The sequence below is a fragment of the Sphingopyxis sp. BSNA05 genome (assembly GCF_013265645.1).
In the GTDB taxonomy this organism is placed as follows: domain Bacteria; phylum Pseudomonadota; class Alphaproteobacteria; order Sphingomonadales; family Sphingomonadaceae; genus Parasphingorhabdus.
The window spans coordinates 1-24,755 of record NZ_PYIA01000103.1; the positions used below are offsets into that span (position 1 = coordinate 1).

Here is a 24,755-nt window from a genome sequence, read left to right on the forward strand (position 1 = left end):
CGCTTCGGAGCGGGTATCTTTGCAAACTTCCAAAGCAATACCGCGGCATTCGATCTGTCGGGCCAATATGTCGAAGCGTCGTCGAACACTGTCGGTGCGCGGTTGGCCTTTGCCGATGGCGCGAATGCACCATTTACCGTTCTGGCGCCCGTAACGGACGGATCTGGCATCCTGACATCCGCATCGGCGCGAATTGATCTGGGCTCCGGCCTTAGCCTGAGCGGTCAAGCCGATGCGCTGTTCGGCGGGGACGTAAAAGAGGTGAACGGATCGGTAGTCCTTGGCTGGCGCTTCTGATCGGTCACGCAATCGGAGCGCCAGACATGGATCCGCTCAGCCCATTTGCCGAACGCGAAGTGCTTCAGATACTAGAGGAGGCTTTGGAACAGCCGCGAGCCGACCGCAAGCGCTGGCTGATACGAAAGCTAAAGGAGCGTGAATTGGTGGGGCAGCGGGTCGAGGATCTGCTAGCGTTTGCCGAGCGGCGTTTGCTTTAGTTGTGTCCAATGTGGCCATTCAAGAACTTGGAGAAAGACCAAGGCTGATGCTATCCTCACCCGAACATCGAATCGAGGGGCATTTGGATCACAGCGCGCTAATGGCCGAATGGCAATCCGGCAATGCCACTGCCGGTGATTCCGTTATTCGCGATATCCATCGCGAGTTGGAGGCAATCGCGCAGGCCAAACTGTCGCAGGAATCACGCTCCTCGCTCTCGACAGGTGATTTGATAAATGAGGCGATGATCCGGTTGTCGCGACTGGACCGGATCAAGTTTAACGGTCGCGCCCATATTCTTGCGCTGGCCTCTCGGATAATGCGGCAAATCCTAGTTGATCAAGCGCGCCGTCGTGACGCTGACAAACGCTATCACACGCGGGTGACGTTGCAGACTAATATCGCGGAATGGCAGATGCCTGTCGAACTGCTTGCTCTGGATATGCACCTCGGCGAGTTGCGCGAGATTGATCCGCAGCGCGCAGATATCGTCGAAATGCGGTTCTTCGGCGGGATGTCTCTAACCGATATTTCGACCGTGCTGGATATCTCGGTCGCGACCGTCAAACGCCGTTGGCAGGCATCGCGTATCTGGCTGCATGACAGGCTGCGCAGCTGACATGGACAGGCACGATGCTGACATAGAGCGCGAGGCTCTGGAGGCTGTCGAGGACGCGTTGGATCAACCTTCTGATCAGCGCGACAATTATGTTCGGCATTTAAGGACTTTGAGCGGCCCGGCAAAGGCACGCGCGATGGAGTTGCTGGATACCGAATCGTCGCATACCGGCGGCCTGATGACCGGCGGCGCAGCGCATTGCGATGAAGAAGACGAAGATCCGGATTTCATTGGTGGCTACCGCGTCCTGCGATTGATCGCTCGCGGTGGTATGGGCAATGTCTATCTTGCCGAGCGTGCTACCGATGATTTCGATCTCATCGTAGCGATCAAACTCATCAAGAGGCGGCTGATCACCGATGAAATGTTGGATCGGTTCCGCCGCGAAAGGCAGATACTTGCCGACCTCAACCATCCCAACATCGCCCGGCTGTTCGACGGCGGGGAGACCGGCGACAGTGTGCCCTATTTCGTCATGGAATATGTCGACGGGCATCCGCTTGATCGTTGGTTGAAGCATGCAAAACCGTCTCTCGAGACGAGACTCGCCGTTTTCGAGCGGATTTGCAGCGCTGTGGAAGCGGCCCATCAACGCCTTGTAATTCACCGCGACCTGACACCGTCGAATGTCCTGATCGCGGATGGTGAAACGGTTAAGCTGATCGATTTCGGTATCGCCCGTCCTGACGACGAAGATGACGGATCTTCTCAACACTCGCCTTGGACGCCCGGCTTCGCGGCGCCAGAGCAAAAGGCTGGCGAAGACGTGACAACGCTATCCGACGTGTACGGTCTGGGCAAGTTGCTTGATTTGCTCATTGGCGGCGATGCTCCAGATGAATTGAACGCGATCTCCAACAAGGCCGCGGCGATGAATGCCAGCGCACGCTATTCCTCGGTTTCGGCGCTTGTGGAGGATGTTCGCAATTATCGCGAACTGCGACCGGTTTCGGCGATCGATGCCGGCCCGCTTTATGTCGTACGCAAATTTGTGCTGCGGCAGAAATTGGCAACCGCAGCAGTGATGATCGTGTCAGCTGCGATTTTGACGACATTGCTGCTCGTCATGCAGGCCTACCGGGAGACCGAGCTTGCCCGCGCACAAGCCGAGGCCAGTTTGACCGACACACGCGAGCTTGCCGGTATGATGATGTTCGATGTGTTCGACGAAGTGAGCAATCGTCCCGGCAATTCGCAGGCGCGCTTGATGCTCGCGCAGAATGCGCAAAGCCATCTCGAAGCTCTAGCGAGCGACCCTGATGCATCATACGAAGCGCGGCTTGCGGTGGGACGCGGCTTCTATCGCCTCGCCGCTGCAACCGGAACAATTGGCACAAGCAACCTGGGAAATATGGCTGAAGGACTTGCTCTTTTTGAACGGTCAGCGGCAATCCTTGAGGAACTCTATCGTGAGCGGCCTACCGACGAGATCAGGCTGGCTCTTGCACGCACCCATGTAAGTCTCCTCCGCGACAAATATTTGCGATTTCTCGATTTCGAGGAGTCGCATGAGCATGGAATACGCGCGCTTCAGCTCTTGCGTGAAATCGAGATTGCCTCTGCCGCTTCTTTGGCGGAGTTCGGACAGGCGCAACGCCAACTGAGCGGCCTTCTGGGCTGTTGTTTGGGAAGGCCGGAGGACGGATACAAAGCGGTGCAAATTGGAATGACAGAGATTGAAGCTGCGCCAGAGCGTTTTCGAGAGGTTCCCGCTGTGCGCAGAGCATTTAATGATCTGGTCAATATAAGCGCTGGCTACCGGATCGTATTCGACAATGATGCCGCCAGTATCGAACCATTCTCGCAAGCGTTGGAGGCGCAGCGAGCATTGGCATCTGAAACGAATTTGCCCGTTGATCTTCATCTGGAGGCGACGATTGCAAGCAATCTAGCTCGTACGCTCTTGAGAATGGGCAGGCCGATCAAAGCAGACCAGGTTATCGACCCGACCTATCGGCAGGCGCTTTCCGCCTTCCGAATTGATCCAGCAGACAATGATCTGCAGCGCCGTATGGCCGTTGTCAGCATTGCGAAGGCATATGCCGCAGCACAGTTGAGCCAGACTGATAAAGCGGAGCAATATGTATCTGAAGGTTTGCGTCTCTCGCGATTGAGCGCACGATCCGATGGATCGCCCGCAAGGCCATCATTGACATTCGCGCATCGTCTTCAGGAAGCTTCCGAAGTCTACTGGGCTTCCGGTCAAATCCAAAAGTCGTGCAATCTGATGGACCAATCAATGGCCTTATATCGTCGATATGCCGACCAAAGTCAGCTCCCGATGACATCGCTGCGCTACAGGCTCATCCCTATGGAGAAACGGCGCGAAAAATGTGGTGCAGCGTGAAGGTGCCCGCTTATGGCGTGCCAATTCCCATTGATGAAGGCTCGAGTTTGGGCGCATTGCCCCTCTCCGTTAAACAATCGGGGAAGTCGGTGAGAGACAATCGCTCCACCATCCAATCTAACTCGTTGAAATAATTAGAATGGTGAGCCCTGCTGCGTTCGAACCAGCGACCTACTGCTTAAAAGTGCGGCTAGGCGTCATTGCAAGTGTTTGTAACGAGAACCATATTGTCCATGATTGATTGAATTGGAATCTCTCTGAGATTCCAAGTTGTCGCAGGCTGTCTCAGGTCCAATCAAGCAAATGCAGGCATTCGATACCCCACTGGCACCCCGTGGCATGTAGATTACGGCCGCTCGAATGTCCAAAAATGTGATGCGGGACTTGGTGCGTGAATAGGCAGATGCCAGTGAACTTGATCAAACGCACAAATTGAAAGATCATTGTATATTATCGAGAGAGATAAGCTCAAAACGGATATCTCGGCAACAGGTAGTATATAATGGCCTGATAAGGGCCTTTGGTGCTGCGGACAAAACTTCATTACCGGAAGCCGCCGACCGTTCTTAGAGATGCTTATTTATCCATCCGGCAATAGAAAAACGGCTATGCGCAAACAATTTTGAACCCACACAGGTTGGCAGAACTTCATGGGGGTAAAACGATGGAAAGAAAATGATCTGGTTATTTTGGGGTTCTATATCGACATGCGTTTTTCCGTTGATGGAATACAGCCGAAGATGCCCACCTGAAAAAGCTTTTGGATGGCTGTGCAGGTAATAAACGCAGCTGATCAATCGGCGAGCCCCTGTTTGGCGCATGGCGGTATCAATATGAACCCGATAATAATCACCGTCTTGATGGGCAACACTCTGGAATTCGAACTTGGGCTTTTCTGGTTGGCCAGTTCGCAGACCGGAAAATAACTCGGGGAGCGTAGGCTGGAGCGCGGCTTCTAACAGTGATTTCACATCGGATGATGTAGTATAGGATTTGGACCGCCGTCGCTCGCCATCCAACTGTCCGTGATTCACCTTACTGGCCACGAATTCTGTTTCCTTTTCCAGGAACATATCCAGGCATTTGCGATTTTGATCATCAGGGAGAAATTTGTCCCATACTATATGGACAGGCAGTTTATTGTCTACATTCACAACGAATTGCTGCCCTTTCATTTTTATAAAATCTTGGTAATGCCTTGGCCATGCCAGCCTCGAACAAATTTGCCAAGTTTTTAAGGCTCGAATATAGAGAGAAAAAGCTTCTATTTTGGCTATTCTGGGCCAGCGGAAAGATACATTATTTTTGCGCTTCAAAGGCTATGCAAAAATGCTTGAGCTTTTAAAAAAGAAGCCTCCACCAAAATATAATCTGACCCACATGTCACCAGCCGAGCTTGGCAGAATGGTCAATGCTGCGACATTTGCGATTATTGATCGAGAGAAAGCCTGCTTGCGCAGTTCTATGCTGTTATGGTGGCTCTTAAATAACAATGATATCGATGCGATATTATGTAGAGGGCTACGTTTTGATAAGCAGAAATTAGAGGGCCATGCTTGGGTGGAAGTTGACGGCCTGACCGTTAACGACCGGAAGCATATTGCAGATGAATATCATAATGTCACGCGCGAGATTTGGAGCCAGTAAGACGAGAATCTCTTATCGTTTAGAACGGGATATCCGATAGGAGAACCCCGCCGCAAATGGACCCTCCAACATCTGCACCTCTCCTGTGGACCAGATGATCTTGATGCGATCGATACCCTTTCGCTGGCCCAGGCCGAAATGCGCGACGGGAGGATCAAAAGAGAGATACCCACCACTTGCAGAGATATCGCGCATTTGATGCCCCCATCATATTCTACAATAATACGGCTGCCTAATCCCTGACTGTTTCCCGTGGAATCTGATAGCTCGAATTGGATCGAGTTAGCTGGCTTGGACTTGTTGACGAAGACTTGCGGATTGCCAAGCCCAGGAACAGCAATGATATCAAGATCGCCATCTCCATCCATGTCGATATAGCTATACGCCAAAAAGCTGCGAAGCGAATTGAAGCCAGCCAATTTAGTCACATTGTCAAAGCTTCCTACTCCTGTGTTCCGGTACAGGAAAAGGGATGATAATTCTGCACAGACGGATCGCCAGCGGCGATGAACAAGTCCTGCCAGCCATCATTATCAAGATCTCCAAATTTGGCATTCCATGACCAGCCGCCATCCGTTAGCCCAGCACCTTCAGCAACATCATCATAGCTTCCGTTCCGATTGCGTTTATATAGCATATTGACGCCCGCCTTCGATGTCATCTGAGCTGAGATTAGCGCTTGCTTCCCTTTTCGCAGCGGTGCGAAAAAGGCCAGGCATTCTGTCGCTATAATCGGCCATGATTTTTTAATAATGTCGCACTGATCTGGCGCGTTATTTATCGCAGCCATACGTTTCACCAAAAGCGCATAGCATCCATAACGCAAACGCATGTCGATTATCACATCACAGGCCCGCAAATTGCGTTCTCGTTCTCCCTCTTGCCGGACAGAGACGAGAAATTGGTATTGTTCGCAGCCAGCACGTTCCCGTATATTTGCGATTTCGCCGCACAATGTCTTCGGATCAATATCCCGGATGGCGTTTGTCATGTTCTTCTGGGCCAAGTATATTTCTGGCTCCAGGTCATTGTCGATGTCGGCGCTTGTGATGCTCATCGTGGTGAGGCCGCCTTGAGGAATGATATCGCCGGAGCGACCGGTCTTTGCAAATTTCTTGCTTCCGCTATTCACATATATTTCATCCGATGGTTCAAAATCATTTCCGACGAAAATATCTGGCAGGTCGCTACCCGCAATGTCTGCGATTAAAATAGAGAGAGTTTCGGCTGGGATTTCCGATAGAAGATGACGTTCAAATTTTCCGTTTTTTGCAAGAGCAAAATATTTTGCGCTTCAGCATAGGATTGCTCGGCTTGACGGATGTGCCGACCTACGTTCCCCAAATAAATGTCGATCTCACCATTGCGATCAATATCCGCAAAGGCCATCGCGTTGGCGACACTCTTATGATTGCTATTGAGTAGGCGATATGTGCCATCAACTGTAAAATCGCCATTGTCGTTTATTGCAATAAAACTCCATGGTCCAAGGTGGAGACCACCATGTCGAGCCAGCCATCATCGTCGATATCGACAAGTGCAACCGAGCCTACATAGCTTTGCGGTGACAGGCCGATATCAACACGCTGCTCTACAAAACCAGTGCCGCCACGATTGGCATATAGACCCACCCCGTCATGTGACGAAAATACGATGTCGGGCCATCCATCACGGTGGATGTCTCCAGCGGCCAGACCGCGAAATTCACCCATGCGCAATGACAATTTCAATGGCAGATAGTTAAGCGGTTCTGCGATTCCGTATTTCCGACCATCCGAAATTTCAAATGCCATTGTTTGATCTGCGGAAGCCCCATCATTGCGCTTTTGAAATGGTCTGCGGGCGATCTTAAGGGCAGCTTGGGTTTCCAAAGCCTCCCACGGGCGTATTTGTTCACTAATCATGCCTGACAAGCTTGTGAGGCTGTTGCTATTTTGCCGGATGGAATGGACTGGCAGTGGAAAAGGCGCTGTTTGAGACGCGATCAGATCGCGGCGGGCGTTTTGTTGTGTGATTTCCAGATAGTGATCATGCACATAAGCAAATATGCCTCCGACAACCGCCAGTCCCAAGAGTCCGATTGTCAGATAACTTGCCGCTTTCCCGGCTCCGCTGGCATATAATAACGTATATGGGTAAATGCTGAAAATACCAAGTGTAAGCAAGAGCACAGCAGCATAAGCAGGATGCAACCCGGCTTGTAGCAAGATAGCCGTAACGATGATGTCGAAGGCGATGGGAACAGGAAGGAACAGGCCAAACAACGCCAGCAACGGTAATATCAACCAGAACGCCTTACCACCAGAAGCGGGCAAGATGGAGGCCAGTTGATCAAGTGGCAATAACGTAACCGCTGCGCCGCCCAAAAAGCCCGCTAGGATCATCAGAGGAACGGTTCGTATGCATAACCGGACGCCATGATCTGATATCAGTTTGAATAGTGCAAAGGACAGGCCATGTCGCTTGCTTTGATTGTAATAGCTATTCACTTCCATTGCGGCTGGATGTGCCTGCACAATATTGTCAGCGGGAACTATCCGGCAGACTATCGGAACAAGCAGCAATATAGCGAGAATGCTAAAGGTGATTTTTAAGAGCACCAAGTGAAATGGCAGTAAGGCAACGGCCATAGAGATAACGACGACATTCAGCGTGGGTGAGCTTAATAATGCTGCCAAGGCGGTTTCCTGACGGCTTCCCGTCATCAACATTCCTTTGGCGATCGGAGCGGCACAATTAGCGCAAACCCCCAAAGGAGTACCAATGATCAAACCTGCCAATGCGTTTGCATAGGAGCTTTTAAACTGCATATCCCGCATCAGCGAAAGCAGGCTCATCAACAAGGTTCCAAACAGTAGGCCAAAGGCCATGCCGCGCCAATTCGTGTACATCCAATTGATCGAGGTGACGAGAATACGCTCCAATGTTGATGCGCCTGCTTCGGCTCTCATCAAGATGTCAAATCCAATGGCATCGAGGCTGGTATCTGCGCCCGTCAACGCTTTGGCATTCAGGGCAGGGTATCGTGATCCAAGCCAGAAAATAGCGACTGTCAGCACCATCAGCGCCAAGAGCAGCCAAATGAGTTTTTCGCGGCGATTGGTGTCGCCTACGCCAAGGTCAGTCAAGCTATTGTCAGAACTAAGCAAACCACGCTCCCAATCGCCCGGCGGGCATCCACCAATACAAGCTGTCCAACAACAATATGGCATAGGCTCCGCAAATATATTTCAGATAATATATGCGCATAAAAATAGCCGTGCCGAAGTGAAAAAGCAGGCCTGCCACAAAATAGATTGGCGTTGCCCAAGGCAAAATCAAAATTAACCAGAAGCTGGATTGTAATATTATGACGAAGCGTCCCATCAATCTGCATATCACAGGATAAGCTGATAATTTTCTGCCAGTGGCAGTTTTTCGAAAAGTGCGAGGCGATGTAGATGCATGCGGAATGAGTCCTGTCCGGACCAAGAATCTTCGTTAAGCCTGATCTTCTGCACCGCTGCAGATACGTATATCTGACAAAGCGCCAGCTTCAATGCCCAAATTGGCCAATAGACACCGTCACTATTCCAAGGGGACGAAACAGACGGTGACATTAAAAATATGAACAGGTAAATTGGGATCAGATATGTTTGGCGGCGGTTGGTTTCCAGACCCTCAACTTTGGAAAAAGCACCAAAATAGACGATAATGGCTCCTGCCAAACAGAAACGGTTCAACAGGTCATCCGTGAAAATCGCCGCCAGCAGCAAAACTATCAACAGGATTTGGAAGATCAGCGTACCTATATTGCCAAGGTCGGGAACGGGAACACGGCGCATTATCCTACTCGCGCGAGGATAGATGGCGGTTGGCGGATAGTATAAAAACGATGATGTACGCGCAGAGAGGCCGCGAGGATTATGATCAAATAGAGGCAGTAGATGTCCGCTGCTATTGCCGTTAGATTAATCCCGACCGTTTCGAAAAATGGTGTCATGAAACACCCGCGGAAAACACCGGAACAGGATAGCTGGCTAATATGGCATCGGCGACGGATAAATTGCCATGAGAATCCATCGAGGTTTCACGAAAGATCAACAATAGCGCTTCAGTCTCGGCCAGTTCCTTGTCCGTCAAACCTGAAATTACGCGTTCGAACAATTTCCTATGCGCATCCTTGTTCGGTTCAACCTCGTCATTTATCCGATTAATTCCGGCTTTTTGGAACTCCAGATTGAAGCGCCATACCAAACGATGAAAAGGTGGATTCCACCAGCTAATGGTGCCGTCCGGGTTTTTGAGTGCTAGCCTCACACCGCTAGCTTCTTCAACGGAGATTTGTCTGGCAAACATAGGGTAGCAATTGAGTGGCCAGCCGTTGCTACCCCGCCAACTGATCCAAGCGAACACAACCAATAACCCCAAACAGAATATCGGACCATAATAGGCAGAAGCCAGATTTTGGATCGTTTCTATCATGGCTGGTTGAACAGGTTATTGGGTGCGTTGCGCAGTCTATGATACCGATCCTGCAGTCTGCTTTCGTATAGCTTTTGTACTTTTTCTGATGCCGAGTTCCGCTTCTCTTCACCGTCGGGAATGAAGCGTCGCTTTTTGAAGTCACTTTTGGAATATTGCTCGAATTGCCGTTGCATGTTGCGCTGTTCTTCATCTCTGAAGGCGAGGCAGAGCTTATCCAAAATCGTCCCAAAATTTTCAGCGGTCAAATCTGCATAGTCCAGCACGTAGAAGCCTTCATGCACTGATCTCAGGGCTTCGTCCATGCAGTTACCAATATGTGCTGCCAGATATTCAGCATCATCCATAGCAGCTGCCTGCTCAAAAGCATTCGCCTGCCACGGGTTAACCCTGTGGCCTATAAACGAAGCTGGTTTCTTTAAGTTTGAGATGATCACTTCAACCGGATGGCGGTAGACAAACAGCATCTTGGAACCGGGATAGATCGCTTTCAGAATCGGGATGGCAAATGTTTCAAGTGATGATAGTTTTACGATGTAATTTCCATGCGTATCTAGCCTTTGACGGCCCAGCGCCGAAAATAGGCTACGCATCGAACGCTTTACCATTTCATCTTGTGCATTTTGCATGCGCAGATAATGGATGGCGGGAAATACCACCCCGGGTTCCCCTATCACATTATTCCGCCTGCATTGCGCCAGTGCTTTGGTTAGCAAGGTTGAGCCACAACGCGACATATGGAATATAAAGAGGTCTGGGTCCCGTTCGGCAATATTGATATCTATTATGTCCAATAACCTAGTCGTTATCGCCGTATCTGGAGGCCGGGATGATTGGATGGACATTATCGCCTGGTGTGAAGACAGTGCCCTTTGGTAAGAACCTTCATATATATGATGGTGGCCAAGATCATACCATGAAACTAAACCGCTCTCATGATTGACGCCGATAGGGACCATGCCAGTTTTGCGGTAATCGTATCTCGAATTTCAATCACGGAGCATCTTGGTCAAAAATTCTAACAAGCCCGCGCGCAACATTTTTGTGCAATTTCAATTTTCCCGTTGCTGTTTGCCAAGCCGCTCAGTTTAGAAATTTGAACCGGAATTCCGGACAAAAGCTGATCCACTATTGGCATCAAAAATTTCGGAAATGTGATACTCTGCGTACCATGCGCAATATTCATTTCATTGTTATTATGTGTAATGGCTGGTTGGCAGTTTGGCGATGCCTGTACCCAGTTGTCGATTGTCAGGTGTTCAATTGCTAAAACTTCCAAAAACTTGGTGTGCTGGGGTTCGACTCAACGGTTCCTCCATATGGCATCATCGCGCTGGCATGTTCTATAAGCTGACTGATTTTCCGGGAGAATTCTACCCGTTCGTCTTGCGAAGAAATCGGCAATGGGCGCCGCAATCTAAAGGCTTGATCGGCAGATGCCTTTTGCGCCAACTCTGCGACAACATCACACAGCATAGGTTGGTGGAGCCCAAAGGTTATGTGAATTGAATGCGCGGCTTTCGATATCGCCTCATGCATCCAGCCTCTCGGCACATAGAAGATATCCCCTTTGGCAAGGCCATATATCTGACTATCGGAATGTTTTGTGGTTCTGTCACCTTGATAGCTTTGCTGCGACGTTGGTTCGGAAACCGGGCAGCCATGGATATACCAGTCTTTTTCACCAGAGATCTGAGCGACGATTACATCATGGTCATCATAATGCGCCGGCAGGCTTGGGCGTTTGGCGGCGTAATATAGATGTTGGCCTGTACCCGAAATCCGAAAAATTCCTGTAACGCATCACAACATTCTTTGAGCGGCTGAAAATGACCTTCCGCGGCACCGATGATGATCGTTGCACCGTTGCCGAACAGGGCGAATAACCGCCGCTGATCAACAATATGAATTGCATCAAAATCACGGCGAGTGTCGAGCGTGGCCCACTGATGGCGGCCAAAGATATGCTCAGCAGTTACAACTTTCAAATAATGGGCGGGCAAGACATCCGCGCCCAGAAAAGCATCAATTGCTTGTTCATCCAGTAGGCCATCAAGCTTTTCGGATGGTCCGCCTGTGAAATGATGAGCTTGCTTTGCCCATATGTTGGTAAATAAGTCGCCAAGAGACATAGGCGAGACCCATTGTGCAAAAATCGCCTCACCGTCTTTGAAAGCATCGACGCTTAAATCATTTTGGGTCATTGTGGGCCGCCATTAATTTTGTGCAAATATCTGCAATATGCTCATGACCATTTGGCATCTCCGCGATGATATATTTAGATTGCACAATCAACGCCTTCAAGCTGGCATTCTGCTGCGAAAACGCATCTGGAATCACATAGGCTTCACGGCTGAAAATATGGGGGATACAGTCAACAAAAGCTTCCGCTCCCGTTTTGCAATGAAAGACAATGCCTTCGTGCATCAAAGACCGATTTAAACTGACGATCATTGAAACAGGAACAGGATTATGGGCGGCCTCAACTTCAAAATATGCCTTGGGCATATGGGTGTAAACTGGACCCTTGATATCAGATATCTGAGCGTCGATGCGCGCGACATCTTCTGGGAGCACGCGTAGTTTTTGATAGCCCGGTGCGACAGTTAAAACGCCACCGTCATTGCGAATTACGGCGATATCATCGGTAATAAACTTACCGCCAAAATGCTGACTCATGTGCAAGGCCGTTGTTGATTTTCCTGTCCCCGACGGCCCCAAAAATAATATAGCGGAGCCATTACATTCTATGGCACTTGCATGGAGGCAAAGCGCGCCGGAAAACTGATACAGCTACCCAATACAGCACCTACGAGGACTGAATGTGAATCGCCGTCGCTAAGCTTGTCATCGGCAACATACCAAAGCGTATGTTGTAGCGGATCGAGATAGCTGTATATATTGCCAAGCTGAACGGTATCGCGATGAAACCGGTATACGATATTCCCGTTATATTGACCCTGAGCGATCTTTATCCGCTTTTTATCGCGTGATTGACCCGCAGACAGTATCGTCCATTCCCCATCGGCAAAGGGCGGAAGTGACCATAAAATCTTGAGACTGCCAGGTGCATCCGTTTCCTTCTGTACACTGTCTAGCGGCGTGATTGCATGCTCGGATGCCAGATTTATCCCATAACAACGATAGTAAAACATATAGCTAGATTATCCATTGCCGAAGAAAGATCGCCATATAAACAGCTGAGACCAAGGGGTGTACTTTGGCCATGGGTAAATCATCGCGGTTTAATAATCTGGCTATATGATCAATATCCATTATCTCCCTTACCGGATCGCCTTTCGCTATTGCCGCGATATCGGCCTGTTGCATTGGGCGTTGCCGTTGAAAGCGGTTAAAAAAGTCAGGAGAGAAAGCAGATTTGCTTGTTCGCGTCCGCTGCCTATCGGTCCAATATGGTGCCATAGCGCCCCGGAGCAAGCCTCTTGGATAGCCGTCCTGCATATGGCTTTTGCTGACGCTGACACGCCAAATTCAATCACATTTTCGTCCAGAAACGGATAGACCCGCTGTGCGCTGCTGTTTATCCCTAAAAAGCCGGGGCTAAAACCTGCTCGACCATAGTTTTGGATATTTGCCAACAGGGTTTCATGGTGTGACAACATGCTTTCCTGCCGCTTTCTATCAACATTGTCTTCCTTATAATCAGCCAAGAAACCCGGTTGAAAAAATTCCTGCCATGGTGATCCGTTCTCTAAGAGAGATCTTTTGAGTGGGGACAAAATATCAAGTTTTGTCTGTTTCCAAACAGATCGCTGGAATATCTCACTGCGTTGGAGCAAATTGCTTGTGACCCAGCCCAATTTGCCCTTCATGAATTCTTGCAGCAATAGGCCGTTACCATGGTAGCTTGGGCCAAATTCGCCAAAGGCCCCGTCCAGAACCAGATCAACATTATAGGCCGCTGCGTGCTCGCCAAATGCCGTATACTGATAGTGGGTGGACATCAGCAAGGGGCGATAATTGTCTGCGATCAATTGACCGATATCTGTAAATGGCCCCGCAGCATCATCCGGTCGCACCAGGTGCAGATCTATCTGCGGATTTTCCGCATAGTCGAGCACATATGCGGCATCATCTTCCGATGATATAGCGTTTGCTTTAAAATCAGAACTGGTCATTGCTAAAAGCGATCGTCCGGGATTTGCATGTTGATCGGCGGCGAGCATCGCCGTTGCTGACGAATCCAGACCACCGCTAAACAGTATCGCGGGTTTGCGGCTAAGTCCGATAAAGGAATTTACGCTGTTTTGCAGAATATGTCGCATCTGCTCATTGCTTTCGGTCACGGATAGCTTCGCTACCTCCGGACGGATCCGGCATTCAAAATAGCGTTTCTCGGTCTCTTCAGTGCCCTTGAAAGTCACAAAATGAGCGGGCCTTACGGCCTTCACTTTTTTGAAAAACCAGGGCCGATTGGTAATCCGCGCGAAATCGGGCACAGCCAAGCGCGCGACATCGCCCAGTTCGATTTCTGGCGGTGCACCTATTGCCCCGAATTTGTCCGGACGACTGGCAAATGCCAAGATGTTTTTATGCCGGATGTAGAATAGCGGATATTGGCCAAATTTATCCCGCGCAAGCCGGAGATTTCTGGTTTTACTATTCCAGATGATGCAAGAAAATTCGCCCGTCATCATTTCGAAGAGGCGCTCACCAATCTTGTCATAAGCGACTGCCAGAAATTGACTGGTGGAACAGGCATTCAGTTCGAGCTTGCTGCGGCCGAGATATCTTTCAATTTCGCGGCGGTTCCGGAGCAATCCGACAAACATGACACTGATATTCTCAAAATGACCAATCAGGCTATCTGCTTCGCTGCCCTTTGCGGACAAGCGTTTGCAATATCCGGCTGAAAACCCACCATGAGACTTAAAGCTATCCCAGGTTTCTTTTTTGGATTTGCGAACGATTGTTCCAAAACAGAAAACGGCCCGCCAACAAAATCGGGCGAGCCGTATATTCCGCAAAATTTATGAATGTCACGACAGAGTGACTATCAACTCGTCAACCTTAGCTCAGTGTATCATTCGGGAAGCCGCCGCTTCCGTCGAAGCCGTTGCCAGTGTTTGCTCCAAAGATGTTCGAGATCACACCAAATTCTTTGAATTCAGGAGTTTGATAGCCAGCTTTCGCTTTGACGGACTTGTTCGTGCCTTCGTGCATTTCCGTATTCTTGTTCATACTATTACCTTTTATTATTATGCCTGCTCATATCGAGAGCGCAAATTGAGCGCTTCATTCCGCAGAGCCGCTCAGTACACCGCCATCAATCATTTTTTAATCAAGATATTGATATCGTTTGTCAACCGATCTCTCTCAACATCAAAAATATCATACATCCGTGTTATGATCTCGTTAACATTGCCTGTCTCGCTGGCGATCGCCCAAAATTTCGCTCCGACATAATCTAACCCGAAATATTTCTCGCTTTCAGTGTTCAGCAAAACGACCTCACCCTCAACCTCTTGATAGATAACATCAGGGTTGATTTTTATATTTTGAACTAATAACATTTTTGCCCCTTATCGATATTTGGTGTTACGCGCATCTCAGCGACAAGCGTAAAAAATCAAGTCCTATCGTTCAATCTATGGCGGAATGCAATGAACAGGATACAAAGATTTCAGCGTTAATTCATTGCTGCATACTAACGCTGAAACTGGATAAGCTCTTAAGGCGAACACAAGGTTATTTGGTTGGCGGACAAAATCCGGACAGTTATCCCACAGCAGCTAGCTACCATGATAACGCAGGGCGTTCCTCACGAGGTCGCCTTCTGTCCCCGTCAGCCTTCAATAGGCAGATTGAAAGCATAGAATAAGTGAGTGTTATGGTTTCATTGCAGTGACTATATAGCGAATTGCGCAGATTTTTTTGAAGCACAATATGCAATATGTTGTGAGACAATGGTGAGAGACAATCGCTCCACCATCCAATCTAACTTATTGAAATTGTTAGAATGGTGAGCCCTGCTGGGTTCGAACCAGCGACCTACTGATTAAAAGCCCGGCGGAGTGGAGCTAACCTACGCTAATCATGGTCATTTTAGCGTTCGCGAGGCGCTAAAACCACGACATTCAGTCATTTCGCGTTAGTCAACGGCAGCAGAGGATAGCGGCCGTTCGGTGTTCAACGCGGTGTTTATGGAGAATGTCTTATGGCCGTTTTGAATTTAACAGAAGCCCGCATCAGAGAGTTGCCTTTGGGCTCAGGTATCCACCGAGATACGCAAGTAAAAGGCCTGATGGTGATCTGTCACAAGACCACCAAATCCTATGCCTGCCAAGGCGATGTCAGACGCAATGGCCGGCACATCCGCACCGTTCGGGCCAAGATTGATAGAGTGGATAGGATTGGCCTTCGTGAAGCCCGCAACAAAGCAAAGGCTTTGATGTCGCAAATTCAGTCCGGGATCGATCCGACCGATGGGCCCGAGGAAACGGCGATAACGCTAGAACGGGCAATGGAAGCTCATATCGAAGAAAAGCCGCTGCGGCAGCGGAGCGAAGAAGGCTATCGCTACCATCTCAACCACTATCTCAAGCATTGGCGAAAAAAGGCCGTGGCCGATATTTCACGGCAAATGGTGCGCGATCTGTATGCCGAGATGAAGCGTAAGAATGGAAATACCACCGCCGGTTCGGTGATGCGGACACTCAGGGCGGTAATAAACACTGCCATGCGAATTGATGAAACTCTGACCGGTAATCCGGTTGCGGCCCTGCATGTGCCTTCCAATAAGCGGCGCAAGGTCGCGCCGCTTGATATTCCTGATTGGTGGGAGCGGGTTATGAGATTGAAGCCGCAGCGCCGTGATCTGCATGTTGCCATGTTGTTGACGGGCGCTCGGCGCTCATCAATCTTGCAGATAAAACGGAGGATGTTGACCTTGAGCGGCGCATTCTGACGCTGACCCACATGAAGACCAGTGATGAACCCCTTCAGCTTCCGATTGGCAATCGGCTCGCCATGATTTTGGAGGAAAGGATGCGGGCTGATGCTCCGCTCGGGAGCGATTGGCTCTGGCCTTCGTCGAATAGCCGTAGCGGACACATTGCAGAGCCTCGGGATGAAGGATTGCCCAGCCCACATGAATACCGCCACCACGCCCGAACGCTCTATATTGCCGCAGGCGTTCCCTATGCGGAAAGCGCTTTGTTGCTAGGCCAGAAACTGCCGGGCGCTTCGGGTGGCTATGTCCATGCCTCACACCTTGTAGAACAGCTCAGAGGCTATGTTCAGGCACTCGAAGATATGATCTTTGGCTCTGCAGGGGCAAAGTTCACCGAAGCTCCTGACGGCACTGTAATCGATCCTATGGGATTCAAATTGGTGCTGCCTGCCCCTGAATGATGGGATAACGGCGAGACGCTGTCAGATACCTGAAATGGGCAAGTCCCAATCGAGAGGCCGGACCTGCGGGTTACGGTCTCTCTACTTTCAGGAGCCGTCCGTGTCCAACATAACCCTCGAAGCCATTCGCACTATTGTGCGTGAAGAACTGGCCAAACCTTCAACGCCGTGGCTCGATAGCGAAGCGGCAGCATCCTATCTCGGATCGACCGCCGGAACGCTCCGCAATTGGCGAGCGACCGGTAAGGGACCAAAATATCATGTCGTGCAGGACCGGCTGATCCGGTATCATGTCGATGATCTGGATGACTTCGTTCGCAACGGTCGCTGACCGTTTGCTCAACTCACTTTAGACATCTTCCCAACAAATCGCTGGTACTAAGGCGGCGTTTATGAATGCATGACTATGCTTCTTGCAATCCACAAGGAGCCTAGAATGAACGACTTCATCGCCCATCAAGAAGGTGAACTGCTGACCACGAAAGAAGCGGCAGCTTATCTGCGATCTACTGAAAACAGCCTGCGTAGCAGCAGATGCACCGGTCACGGACCACCTTCACATAAGATCGGCTCGGCCGTGCTCTACAAGCGCAACGAACTTGATCATTATCTGGCCAATCTCAAGCCTTACATCGAACGTAGGCGCGACAACAAACTCGCCAAAATTGATAAAAGAAGGGCGCTCTCAACATGGATTGAGAGCGCCCTAAGAAATAGCCGTTGGAATGGGATGTCCACAACTCTACAAGAACTATAAACCCCTGAGAATTAGGATTTAAATGTGCCTGACAAGATTACCAATAAGCCCTCCGCTCCTCCCAAGCAGCCAGCATTTGAGTTCGCACCTCACGAACTAGAGCAGTTTCGCGGCACTGGTTATGAATTCGTCCGTCTTAATGTGCCGAACGCGCTTGATGCGCGTGGCAGGCCCATTGGGAAGGCTCCCGGTCATGGATGGCGGACAACCGATCCGCTTGACGTTGATGACGCCAAGGAATTGCTCGACGGTGGTACAAATGTAGGCGTTCGCCTGCGTGACACCGATCTGGTTATTGATGTGGACCCACGCGCATTCGATGAGGGGGATGATCCGGTTCCGCGGTTGGAGGCCGATCTTGGTATCAAATTGGACAAATGGCCCAAGGTTGAAACGGGCTCGGATGGCAGTCACTACTACATGACGTTGCCCGCCGGTACGCTCGTTCAGGATACCGTTGAAGCCTATCCCGGTATCGAGTTCAAAGCGCACGGACGCCAGATGGTAGCGCCGGGCAGCAGCCACCCTGCAACAGGCAGGCCATATCGTTGGGATCCGCTTGCCGAACCGGTTGCAGGCACTTCACCAGCTCCAAACGTTTTGATCGATCTGATCCGCCGACCTGATGTTGCTGCTTCTGTCGGTGCGGGCGAGTTTGAGCCGGAACAAATCGAACTGATGCTGACTGGTCTCGACGCTTCAAATTACCGTGACCAGAGCAAATGGCTTGAAATGATGATGGCTTGCCACCACGCATCGGCAGGAGAGGCGAGAGAAGAATTCATTGCCTGGTCTACTTCAGACCCCGAATACGCCGACGATGAATATGTGATCGGTCGGCGATGGGATAGCCTTCACGGAGATGATGGCGGAAAACGGGTGACTGTCAGGACGTTGTTCAAAGCGCTCTATGACGCAGACCATGCCGACCTAGTCGAGGCAGTCACGCGGTCCACTCCTTTGGAGGACTTTCCTATTGGCGACCTACCCGACTGGAGCCCGCCTGATAGCAGCGGCGACCGCCGTATACATGCGCTGGCGGAAAAGTGGGTATGGGTGACTAAGGCGGAACAATTCGTCAGCAGGCGCGATTGTCAGAGATTGAGCCCGTTCCAGTTCAAGTCGCACTATCAGCACCTGTGGAAGGGGAAGGGAGATATCCTTGCTTCCGTGTGGAACGGAAAGCTGCCAATCAGTAAATACGCGCACTGTGTATACGTACCCGGTGACGGCGAGGTAATCGCCGGTGGAAAATGGGATGGAGCCTATAACACCTGGCGGAAGGGTGGGTCGTGCCCAAGCAGGACGACGCGCTAGCTCAAGTATTCCTTGACCACATGGCGTATCTGCTGCCGGACGAAACTGAGCGTGCCTACGCGCTCGACTACCTCTCCTTTCTGGTGGCCAATGATGTGCAGAAAGTGCACTTCGCCATGCTTATCCAAGGGGAGCCAGGCAGTGGCAAGAGCTTCATCGGCGAGCTGATGGAGCGCATGGTCGGCATACGTAACGTGCGGATGGTCAAGAGCCAGGAGCTCACCAAGGAGTACACCGGGTGGCAGGAAGGCACCCAGCTCGCCGTGGTCGAAGAAATTATGGCGTTTGGCCGTCGGGAAATTGCAAACGAGCTAAAAACCGTCATCACCGGCGACGAGCTACGTATCCGCCGCATGAGGACGGACACATACGAGGTGCCCAACCGGCTTAACCTCATCTGCTTTACGAACTTCAAGGATGCAGTGCCGATCGATGCCGGTGACCGTAGATGGCTGACCATCTTCTCTCCGGCGAAGCCGAGGGATGCAGACTATTATACCGAGCTGTTTGACCGGCTGAAGGGCGATGAATTCCCTGCGGCTGTCAAGTGGATGCTTCAGAACCACGAGGCGAAGCTGAGCCCGAAAGGCGTGGCGCCAATGACCACGGGCAAAGCCGAGATGCGGAACATGAGCGTCGGCGACCTGGAGCAGTACTTGGACGAACTGATGGAGGAGGGGGCTGGGCCACTCGCCTACGAGCTCGTACGGGTGGATGACGTGTGGGCAATGGTGAAGGGCGACTTCAAAGCCACCCGCAATGGTCGCAGCAGGGTCATTGAGTGGCTGAAGTCCAAGGGCGCGGTGCAGCACAGCCGCTACACCAAAAAGGATGGAACAGGTCGGTACGCCTATGCCCTTTGGTCCCTAGACAACCACGCCAAGTGGGATACCGCCGGACCGGCCTCGCGCATCGATGCCTGGATCAAGCATTGGGAGGGGTGATGGGTAGACAGGTGGTTGGGCCGCGACATCCTCGTCTTACGAGCAAAGGGTGGCCAAATACGGTAGACAGGTGGCTCTGGTAGACGAGTGGGTAGACATGCGCCACCTGTCTACCGAAAAGGCGAGCGTTTCTAAGGTTTTGAGCGGGGGTAGACAGGGTAGACAAGTGGTTTTAGGTTTAATAGAATATAGAATAAAAGTACGTTATTTCTGTACACCACTGGGTATTACGGCACCAATGCAGCTCTATACCGGCTTAACAGAAAACCGCCTGTCTACCTGTCTACCCGGTCTACCCCTGGCCGAATGTCCCCTCCGTCCGATCCCAAAAGGCGCGCACGCCCGCATCATGCGCGCACGTATGCACGCGTGGGAACCACCCACTGATCGAGGATCGTATGTTTCAAGCTTGAAAAGTAGAATGCTTTCTAGCGTTTGGCCTTTTGCGTAGAGCCCGAGCACCGGATCAGGGACCGAAAGCCCAATCGGAAAGCTGATTTTCTAATGAAGCTCCGGGCGTGGTTATAAGGCTCGTCAAGGATGAAGGCAGATCATGACGTTGGTCAATCTGTGAATATTTGAAGCATGAGATGACCGTAACAATTTGGCCACCTTCTTCTGTGGATAATGTGTGTACAGATATTTTCGAGTAAATTGCTGTTCACTCTTGCGCTTTATCGAAAGGTGCGGAACTCTTGGGATTCGCGGGAATCCAGCATCAACCGGCGTCCGGTAAAGCGAATAAATTATACGACAAGCAGAGTCGTTAAAACAGCGCTTAACCCCTTGCATAAAATTTTGGTTCAGCCACTATAAGTTGTGGTGAGCCAAGGGGGCACACCACTGGAGCGGGTGGATGGCGAATAACTAAACCGAGGCTATCTAGGCATCTCAGACCTTTGGAAAGGTCGGAGGTTGTAAGGTTTAGCTATTCGCCATCGTTTTTACCCGTTAGGTAGCGATGCATTGTTCGCACAGAGCAAACGGTTTTCCAAGCAAAAATTTGTAGGTCATCATATTTCGCTGGCACACAACTTGTTACCTGCGAGGCATACGCCCGCAATGGCTGGATCACCTAAAAAGCGAGCAAGACGGGAACGCATGGCGGCTGCGGTTGACCCACTCGATGAGCCGGCGAAGGTAAATCGACCACCACTGGACGCGATACCCTACAATAAGCTGGCACTGACCGATGACGGGCGCGAAGCTGTCGCACGGGCGCTTCTGGATGGATATGCCCGAAACCAGATCGCCAAAGCACTCGGCACCACAGTCGCCACCCTGCGCCGGATCATCAACGACGACTCGGTCCTGACCGATGCGGTTGATTGTCGCAAAGATGTCGAGGAACAGGAGCTCCGCGACATCCTGATGGGCCAAGCCCGCATGGGCGACACCGTGGCCGGTATTTTTCTGGCGAAAGCCCAGTTCGGCTGGCGCGATCGCGATGATGCTAAAGTTAAACTAGAAACCGATGCGGGCGGGGGTGTCTTGGTCGTACCCGGCACTATGCCACTTGACGAGTGGAGCTTGGCTGCGCTTAAACAGCAGAAGCAGTATCGGGAAGCGAGCGACGAGGTCCAGAATCAATTAGCCGATGCTCGCAAAGAAGCCCATCGCCAAGATCCGGTACGAACCGGCACACCCGGTATCGAAGGCCTTCGGCTCCGTAAGCCAACCAAGGGTGAAATACCCAACTGATTAGAAATCTGGTGGGGCGAGGAAGGGAAGGCTAACGCTTCTAGCAACTTGGCCTTCCCAACTACCCGGAAGCACCGGATCAGGCACAGAAGGTCAACTCTCGCGCCGTACTCTAGCCTCCCTGTCGGTTGGTATATTTGGGTTTACCTTCCGCATTTTGCTCCGATACCAGGCCACGGAGTCTCGACTGGTCTGTGCGTGGGGAAATTTGGCCAGCACCTTGGCTAGCACCTCCTCGTTCGTAAGCCCATTGCCTATCTCTAATTCGGCCAGTTTGCCGACCGTGTGGCCCCAGTGCTCTGTAAGCAGATAACTGTTGATCGCTTCACGAGCGGCATCTGCGATCGTGACACCCATATCCTCCGCTACTTCTTCCAGTCCAATATACTGGTCGTCCTGAACCGCGATCGAGATGCGCTTCAATCTTCTGCCCGGTGATGGCTTGTCACCACTCATATCCTTAATCTCCTTAAAAGCCGCTCCAAGCAGCCCAAGGCTCTTAACAGCCAAATATTTTTCTTGCAACGCGAATGCGAATCAATTAGCGGGCCGTCCATCGGGTCGAGAAGCGGCCCGAAGCGGCTTCAAGCCGCTCCACAATAATGGAGTATAAATGATGAAAAATGTAAACATTCGAGCTTTGCTTGGTCAGAAATCCGACGACTTCACTGATGTTGTGATCCGAGTATCGGACGACACAATGTCGCATGGGTGGAAGAGCTTCGAAAAGCTCATCAAGGACTCGCCTGACTATTGTCACATGGTGGGAGAGCTGGAAAATGACCCCGAGTTTCATTTTGACGATGACGAACTCAAACTACTGGCTGGGGCATTCTTAGCCTCGTCAGAACGTCTGCCAGCTGGCCCTCACGAGTATCTCAGGTGGATTGATGCCTACGACAGTGAATTGTCCGGTCGACAGTATATTGATGAGTTTATGGCACAGCGCATCAAGGCCGATTGTAAAGGCATTTTTATCAACTGGATGATGAAACACTGGAAGGCCTCGGTGAAAGAATAACTGCTTTCAAGCGTGAGAAAGCTGAACGAAAGGCGCAGATTGCAGCGGCACATCGCGTAATGGAAGCGGCCAAAAAGGTTGAGTGCGAGCACGCTATGGAGGGCGCCAGCACTGCTGAGGTTTGCGAAGCACTCTTCGCGTCATTCGATGGCGACGATCTTATGGATATTATCACCGTTATCGGAAAGGTTATCAAACAGGACGCCTGACAAACAATCGGCGGTTAAACTCGCTGAAAGTCCAACCGATCCAAGCCTATGTCCGTCGCGGTCGACCCAAAACACCGCGGCGGACACCGTGTCGGCTATTCGCTGGTACGAAATCACTCCCGGTAAGCGCATTCATCAATTCGTGTCGAGTTCGAAGCGAATGCGCTTCGCCCAAGGTCTGCAAGTGGCGGGCCGCTGACCTGGCGTGTGCCGGGCATGGTCGAAAACTGAAGCCTCGAGCGCGATGCTTGAACCTTTTGAGGAGTAGAACATGCCCACACCCACTGCAAAACTCGGCGCCGCTTGGATGGATGATAATGACATCCGCCACGCCGTTGCCAAAGTCCAAACCAACCGCAATCAGCACGATGCCTTACTTCGCAAAATGAACCAGAAACTGGACATCCATGCCGACAGCGTGAAACGTTCATTGTCCGATGTAGGATTGCCAAACGCTAAGGCGATCATCAACACGGCAGTCTCCAGTCGACGCGGCGACTTTGCCCGTGAAAGTGCAGATACCCGCAAAGCCTACATGCGGGAGCTGACGGAAACGGCCGAGCGGGTAAAATCTGCATCGAGCCACTACCGCTCGCCTATGCAAATGTTGATGCGTTCAAACCTCGGCAGCGAAAAGCGCAGTCGGCTAATGCAGCAGATCGAACATTCTGGTCCGGTTGAGTTAGCCAGCCTGGCCGAGTTCGCCGCTGCCAAGTGCGATGGTGATCTGGCCGCTGCTTTGTGCAGCAAGGTTTCAAGCATGAAGGTCGATGACCGGCCATTCAGCCCGAACGATCTAGCCGATGTTATTTGCGGGGAATTGCACAGAGAATTGAGCCAAGCATTGGTCGAATGCGAACGCCGTGTCCTTGAATCTCTGCAATCCGACACTGAATTCGAAACCGGCAAAGCCAATCCGCAGCGCTCCATTCAGATAGCCCTTCTCAAGAAGCGTGAGAAAGAAATTGGTGCCTACGTCCCAGATGATGAAGCCGAAGAATTGGCGGCATAAGAAATATCCCTCCCAGAAACCAAAGGAATTAGGCCATGGCCATTTTTGCATTCTACCCCGTTGAAGCCGTCAACCGCCGTGCAGACGGTATCAATTTTGTCATAGCCGAAGGTGTTGATGAGGCAGCAGCCCGTTCTGCCGCATCCGTGCTGATCGGTGCGTCCAATCTATCCGCTTGGACTGCTGTGTCGGTTGAAGCGGGCATGGACCCAGTCGCTGTCGAGGGCATGCCGGTTGGCGCCCCTGACAGCACCACGTGGCCAAACCGCACTCGCGGCAATGCGACGCTCGGCGCATGACCCGGCATCTCGACTTGAATGAGTTTGAGGACCTTGACCCCGAAGTAATTTTTGAAGGTCACCGCCGTTTGCGGGGCTATCAGGCAATCGACCTTCACGAGGCAATCGTGCTGTTCGGTTGGCGAGGCCATGTAGATCTCATGCCAATCATTGCCAGAGACCGCATCGTCCTTTTACTCAAGTTTCTCGGTTATCGCGAAACTTGGGCAGGGGAGGTTGGCGAGCCTACGTTTGGCCTAATGTGGCTGCGCGGCTCTTGGCCAAGTGATGCTGCCGCGCTGCGCGGCATTCCTTCCTGCCAGATTGAAGAATGCCACTGACCTTCAAATATATCGAAAATATTGGCCCGACCGGTGCTCCCGGTCGGGCCTTTTTACGTCATGGTTTCCGCTGAAGGAGAAAGCCATGCAAAAAGATGCCTGTAAATTCACCGGATTGCATCGCTACAGACTCTCGGTGACAGAAAGCTGCCGATCATGTGGTCACGACCGCCGAACGTCTAGAACGAGCCGTATGGCGTTATGGCTGGTTCCAACTGGACTGTGG

Annotated in this window: 33 protein-coding genes; 17 read left to right on the forward strand and 16 right to left on the reverse strand. The window is 51.2% G+C overall.

Features of this window, described 5'->3' with window-relative positions; genetic code table 11:
- From C8024_RS12090 to C8024_RS12105, 4 genes are all read left to right on the forward strand, one after another.
- The coding region (locus C8024_RS12090; RefSeq protein WP_173205508.1) for a hypothetical protein at positions 1-297 on the forward strand (297 nt) is incomplete at its 5' end.
- Between the two features lie 26 nt (positions 298-323).
- On the forward strand, positions 324-497 hold the full coding sequence (locus C8024_RS12095) for a hypothetical protein (protein ID WP_164089209.1): 174 nt from the start codon (positions 324-326) through the stop codon (positions 495-497).
- Between the two features lie 101 nt (positions 498-598).
- Positions 599-1,117: an ECF-type sigma factor gene (locus C8024_RS12100; protein WP_164089211.1), complete on the forward strand. Its 519-nt coding sequence runs from the start codon at positions 599-601 to the stop codon at positions 1,115-1,117.
- A 1-nt stretch (position 1,118) separates the two neighbouring features.
- Complete coding sequence (locus C8024_RS12105) at positions 1,119-3,464, forward strand: serine/threonine-protein kinase (protein WP_173205511.1); 2,346 nt, start codon at positions 1,119-1,121, stop codon at positions 3,462-3,464.
- A gap of 566 nt (positions 3,465-4,030) precedes the next feature.
- On the opposite strand, the gene C8024_RS12110 is transcribed toward C8024_RS12105, so the two are convergent.
- Complete coding sequence (locus tag C8024_RS12110) at positions 4,031-4,639, reverse strand: 2OG-Fe(II) oxygenase (RefSeq protein ID WP_173205514.1); 609 nt, start codon at positions 4,637-4,639, stop codon at positions 4,031-4,033.
- 94 nt (positions 4,640-4,733) lie between these two features.
- Between C8024_RS12110 and C8024_RS12115 the strand changes: the two genes are divergently transcribed.
- Positions 4,734-5,111 carry a lasso peptide biosynthesis B2 protein gene (locus tag C8024_RS12115; protein WP_173205517.1) on the forward strand — a complete coding sequence of 126 codons (378 nt, stop codon included), beginning with the start codon at positions 4,734-4,736 and terminating at the stop codon, positions 5,109-5,111.
- Positions 5,112-5,123: 12 nt separating this feature from the next.
- On the opposite strand, the gene C8024_RS23440 is transcribed toward C8024_RS12115, so the two are convergent.
- From C8024_RS23440 to C8024_RS12180, 14 genes are all read right to left on the reverse strand, one after another.
- Positions 5,124-5,306 carry an ASPIC/UnbV domain-containing protein gene (locus C8024_RS23440; protein WP_173205520.1) on the reverse strand — a complete coding sequence of 61 codons (183 nt, stop codon included), beginning with the start codon at positions 5,304-5,306 and terminating at the stop codon, positions 5,124-5,126.
- Between the two features lie 247 nt (positions 5,307-5,553).
- Entirely contained in the window at positions 5,554-6,345 is a 792-nt protein-coding gene (locus tag C8024_RS23445) for an FG-GAP repeat domain-containing protein (protein WP_367947311.1), read from the reverse strand.
- 229 nt (positions 6,346-6,574) lie between these two features.
- On the reverse strand, positions 6,575-8,239 hold the full coding sequence (locus C8024_RS12130) for a permease (protein ID WP_217272172.1): 1,665 nt from the start codon (positions 8,237-8,239) through the stop codon (positions 6,575-6,577).
- A 13-nt stretch (positions 8,240-8,252) separates the two neighbouring features.
- Entirely contained in the window at positions 8,253-8,477 is a 225-nt protein-coding gene (locus C8024_RS20285) for a hypothetical protein (protein WP_217272173.1), read from the reverse strand.
- An 11-nt stretch (positions 8,478-8,488) separates the two neighbouring features.
- On the reverse strand, positions 8,489-8,935 hold the full coding sequence (locus C8024_RS12135; RefSeq protein WP_173205529.1) for a hypothetical protein: 447 nt from the start codon (positions 8,933-8,935) through the stop codon (positions 8,489-8,491).
- Between the two features lie 154 nt (positions 8,936-9,089).
- Positions 9,090-9,575: a hypothetical protein gene (locus C8024_RS12140; protein WP_173205532.1), complete on the reverse strand. Its 486-nt coding sequence runs from the start codon at positions 9,573-9,575 to the stop codon at positions 9,090-9,092.
- Complete coding sequence (locus C8024_RS23450; protein ID WP_367947310.1) at positions 9,572-10,534, reverse strand: sulfotransferase; 963 nt, start codon at positions 10,532-10,534, stop codon at positions 9,572-9,574. The genes C8024_RS12140 and C8024_RS23450 overlap by 4 nt, the downstream gene beginning before the upstream one ends.
- Before the next feature lie 307 nt (positions 10,535-10,841).
- Entirely contained in the window at positions 10,842-11,366 is a 525-nt protein-coding gene (locus C8024_RS23455; RefSeq protein WP_173205610.1) for a cupin domain-containing protein, read from the reverse strand.
- Positions 11,279-11,779 carry a hypothetical protein gene (locus C8024_RS12155; RefSeq protein ID WP_173205538.1) on the reverse strand — a complete coding sequence of 167 codons (501 nt, stop codon included), beginning with the start codon at positions 11,777-11,779 and terminating at the stop codon, positions 11,279-11,281. The genes C8024_RS23455 and C8024_RS12155 overlap by 88 nt, the downstream gene beginning before the upstream one ends.
- Positions 11,766-12,254, reverse strand: a complete 489-nt coding sequence (locus C8024_RS12160; protein WP_173205541.1) for a hypothetical protein — start codon at positions 12,252-12,254, stop codon at positions 11,766-11,768. Before C8024_RS12160 ends, C8024_RS12155 begins: the two co-directional genes overlap by 14 nt.
- 68 nt (positions 12,255-12,322) lie before the next feature.
- The gene (locus C8024_RS12165) at positions 12,323-12,730 is read right to left on the reverse strand and encodes a hypothetical protein (RefSeq protein ID WP_173205545.1); all 408 of its coding nucleotides are present in this window, start codon (positions 12,728-12,730) and stop codon (positions 12,323-12,325) included.
- 147 nt (positions 12,731-12,877) lie between these two features.
- Complete coding sequence (locus C8024_RS12170; protein ID WP_173205547.1) at positions 12,878-14,428, reverse strand: asparagine synthase-related protein; 1,551 nt, start codon at positions 14,426-14,428, stop codon at positions 12,878-12,880.
- 178 nt (positions 14,429-14,606) lie between these two features.
- The gene (locus C8024_RS12175; RefSeq protein ID WP_173205550.1) at positions 14,607-14,777 is read right to left on the reverse strand and encodes a hypothetical protein; all 171 of its coding nucleotides are present in this window, start codon (positions 14,775-14,777) and stop codon (positions 14,607-14,609) included.
- 89 nt (positions 14,778-14,866) lie between these two features.
- Positions 14,867-15,109, reverse strand: a complete 243-nt coding sequence (locus tag C8024_RS12180; protein WP_173205553.1) for a PqqD family protein — start codon at positions 15,107-15,109, stop codon at positions 14,867-14,869.
- 644 nt (positions 15,110-15,753) lie between these two features.
- Between C8024_RS12180 and C8024_RS20290 the strand changes: the two genes are divergently transcribed.
- The 7 genes from C8024_RS20290 to C8024_RS12210 all read left to right on the forward strand — a co-directional run bounded on the left by C8024_RS20290 (position 15,754) and on the right by C8024_RS12210 (position 21,668).
- On the forward strand, positions 15,754-16,503 hold the full coding sequence (locus tag C8024_RS20290) for a phage integrase SAM-like domain-containing protein (RefSeq protein WP_217272174.1): 750 nt from the start codon (positions 15,754-15,756) through the stop codon (positions 16,501-16,503).
- 11 nt (positions 16,504-16,514) lie between these two features.
- Positions 16,515-16,949 (forward strand): hypothetical protein, encoded by a 435-nt coding sequence (locus C8024_RS20295; protein WP_217272175.1) that lies wholly within the window; start codon positions 16,515-16,517, stop codon positions 16,947-16,949.
- Between the two features lie 100 nt (positions 16,950-17,049).
- Entirely contained in the window at positions 17,050-17,280 is a 231-nt protein-coding gene (locus C8024_RS12190; protein WP_173205556.1) for a helix-turn-helix domain-containing protein, read from the forward strand.
- A gap of 105 nt (positions 17,281-17,385) precedes the next feature.
- Entirely contained in the window at positions 17,386-17,706 is a 321-nt protein-coding gene (locus tag C8024_RS12195) for a helix-turn-helix domain-containing protein (RefSeq protein ID WP_173205559.1), read from the forward strand.
- A 24-nt stretch (positions 17,707-17,730) separates the two neighbouring features.
- Positions 17,731-19,023, forward strand: a complete 1,293-nt coding sequence (locus C8024_RS23460) for a bifunctional DNA primase/polymerase (protein ID WP_173205562.1) — start codon at positions 17,731-17,733, stop codon at positions 19,021-19,023.
- Positions 18,999-19,967: a primase-helicase family protein gene (locus C8024_RS12205; protein ID WP_173205565.1), complete on the forward strand. Its 969-nt coding sequence runs from the start codon at positions 18,999-19,001 to the stop codon at positions 19,965-19,967. Before C8024_RS23460 ends, C8024_RS12205 begins: the two co-directional genes overlap by 25 nt.
- A gap of 966 nt (positions 19,968-20,933) precedes the next feature.
- Positions 20,934-21,668 carry a hypothetical protein gene (locus C8024_RS12210; protein ID WP_173205568.1) on the forward strand — a complete coding sequence of 245 codons (735 nt, stop codon included), beginning with the start codon at positions 20,934-20,936 and terminating at the stop codon, positions 21,666-21,668.
- A 93-nt stretch (positions 21,669-21,761) separates the two neighbouring features.
- Here C8024_RS12210 and C8024_RS12215 read toward each other — a convergent pair whose 3' ends face one another.
- Entirely contained in the window at positions 21,762-22,178 is a 417-nt protein-coding gene (locus C8024_RS12215; RefSeq protein WP_217272176.1) for a ribbon-helix-helix protein, CopG family, read from the reverse strand.
- A 106-nt stretch (positions 22,179-22,284) separates the two neighbouring features.
- Here C8024_RS12215 and C8024_RS12220 point away from each other — a divergent pair, with 106 nt between their 5' ends.
- The 5 genes from C8024_RS12220 to C8024_RS12240 all read left to right on the forward strand — a co-directional run bounded on the left by C8024_RS12220 (position 22,285) and on the right by C8024_RS12240 (position 24,529).
- Positions 22,285-22,689 (forward strand): hypothetical protein, encoded by a 405-nt coding sequence (locus C8024_RS12220; RefSeq protein WP_173205573.1) that lies wholly within the window; start codon positions 22,285-22,287, stop codon positions 22,687-22,689.
- A gap of 59 nt (positions 22,690-22,748) precedes the next feature.
- Positions 22,749-22,898, forward strand: coding sequence for a hypothetical protein (locus C8024_RS12225; protein ID WP_173205576.1), 150 nt, complete (start codon positions 22,749-22,751; stop codon positions 22,896-22,898).
- Positions 22,899-23,169: 271 nt separating this feature from the next.
- Entirely contained in the window at positions 23,170-23,910 is a 741-nt protein-coding gene (locus C8024_RS12230; protein WP_173205579.1) for a hypothetical protein, read from the forward strand.
- A gap of 35 nt (positions 23,911-23,945) precedes the next feature.
- Positions 23,946-24,209 carry a hypothetical protein gene (locus C8024_RS12235; protein ID WP_173205582.1) on the forward strand — a complete coding sequence of 88 codons (264 nt, stop codon included), beginning with the start codon at positions 23,946-23,948 and terminating at the stop codon, positions 24,207-24,209.
- A complete protein-coding gene (locus C8024_RS12240; protein ID WP_173205585.1) occupies positions 24,206-24,529 on the forward strand; it encodes a hypothetical protein in 324 nt (107 codons plus the stop codon). Before C8024_RS12235 ends, C8024_RS12240 begins: the two co-directional genes overlap by 4 nt.
- Positions 24,530-24,755: the final 226 nt, after the last annotated feature.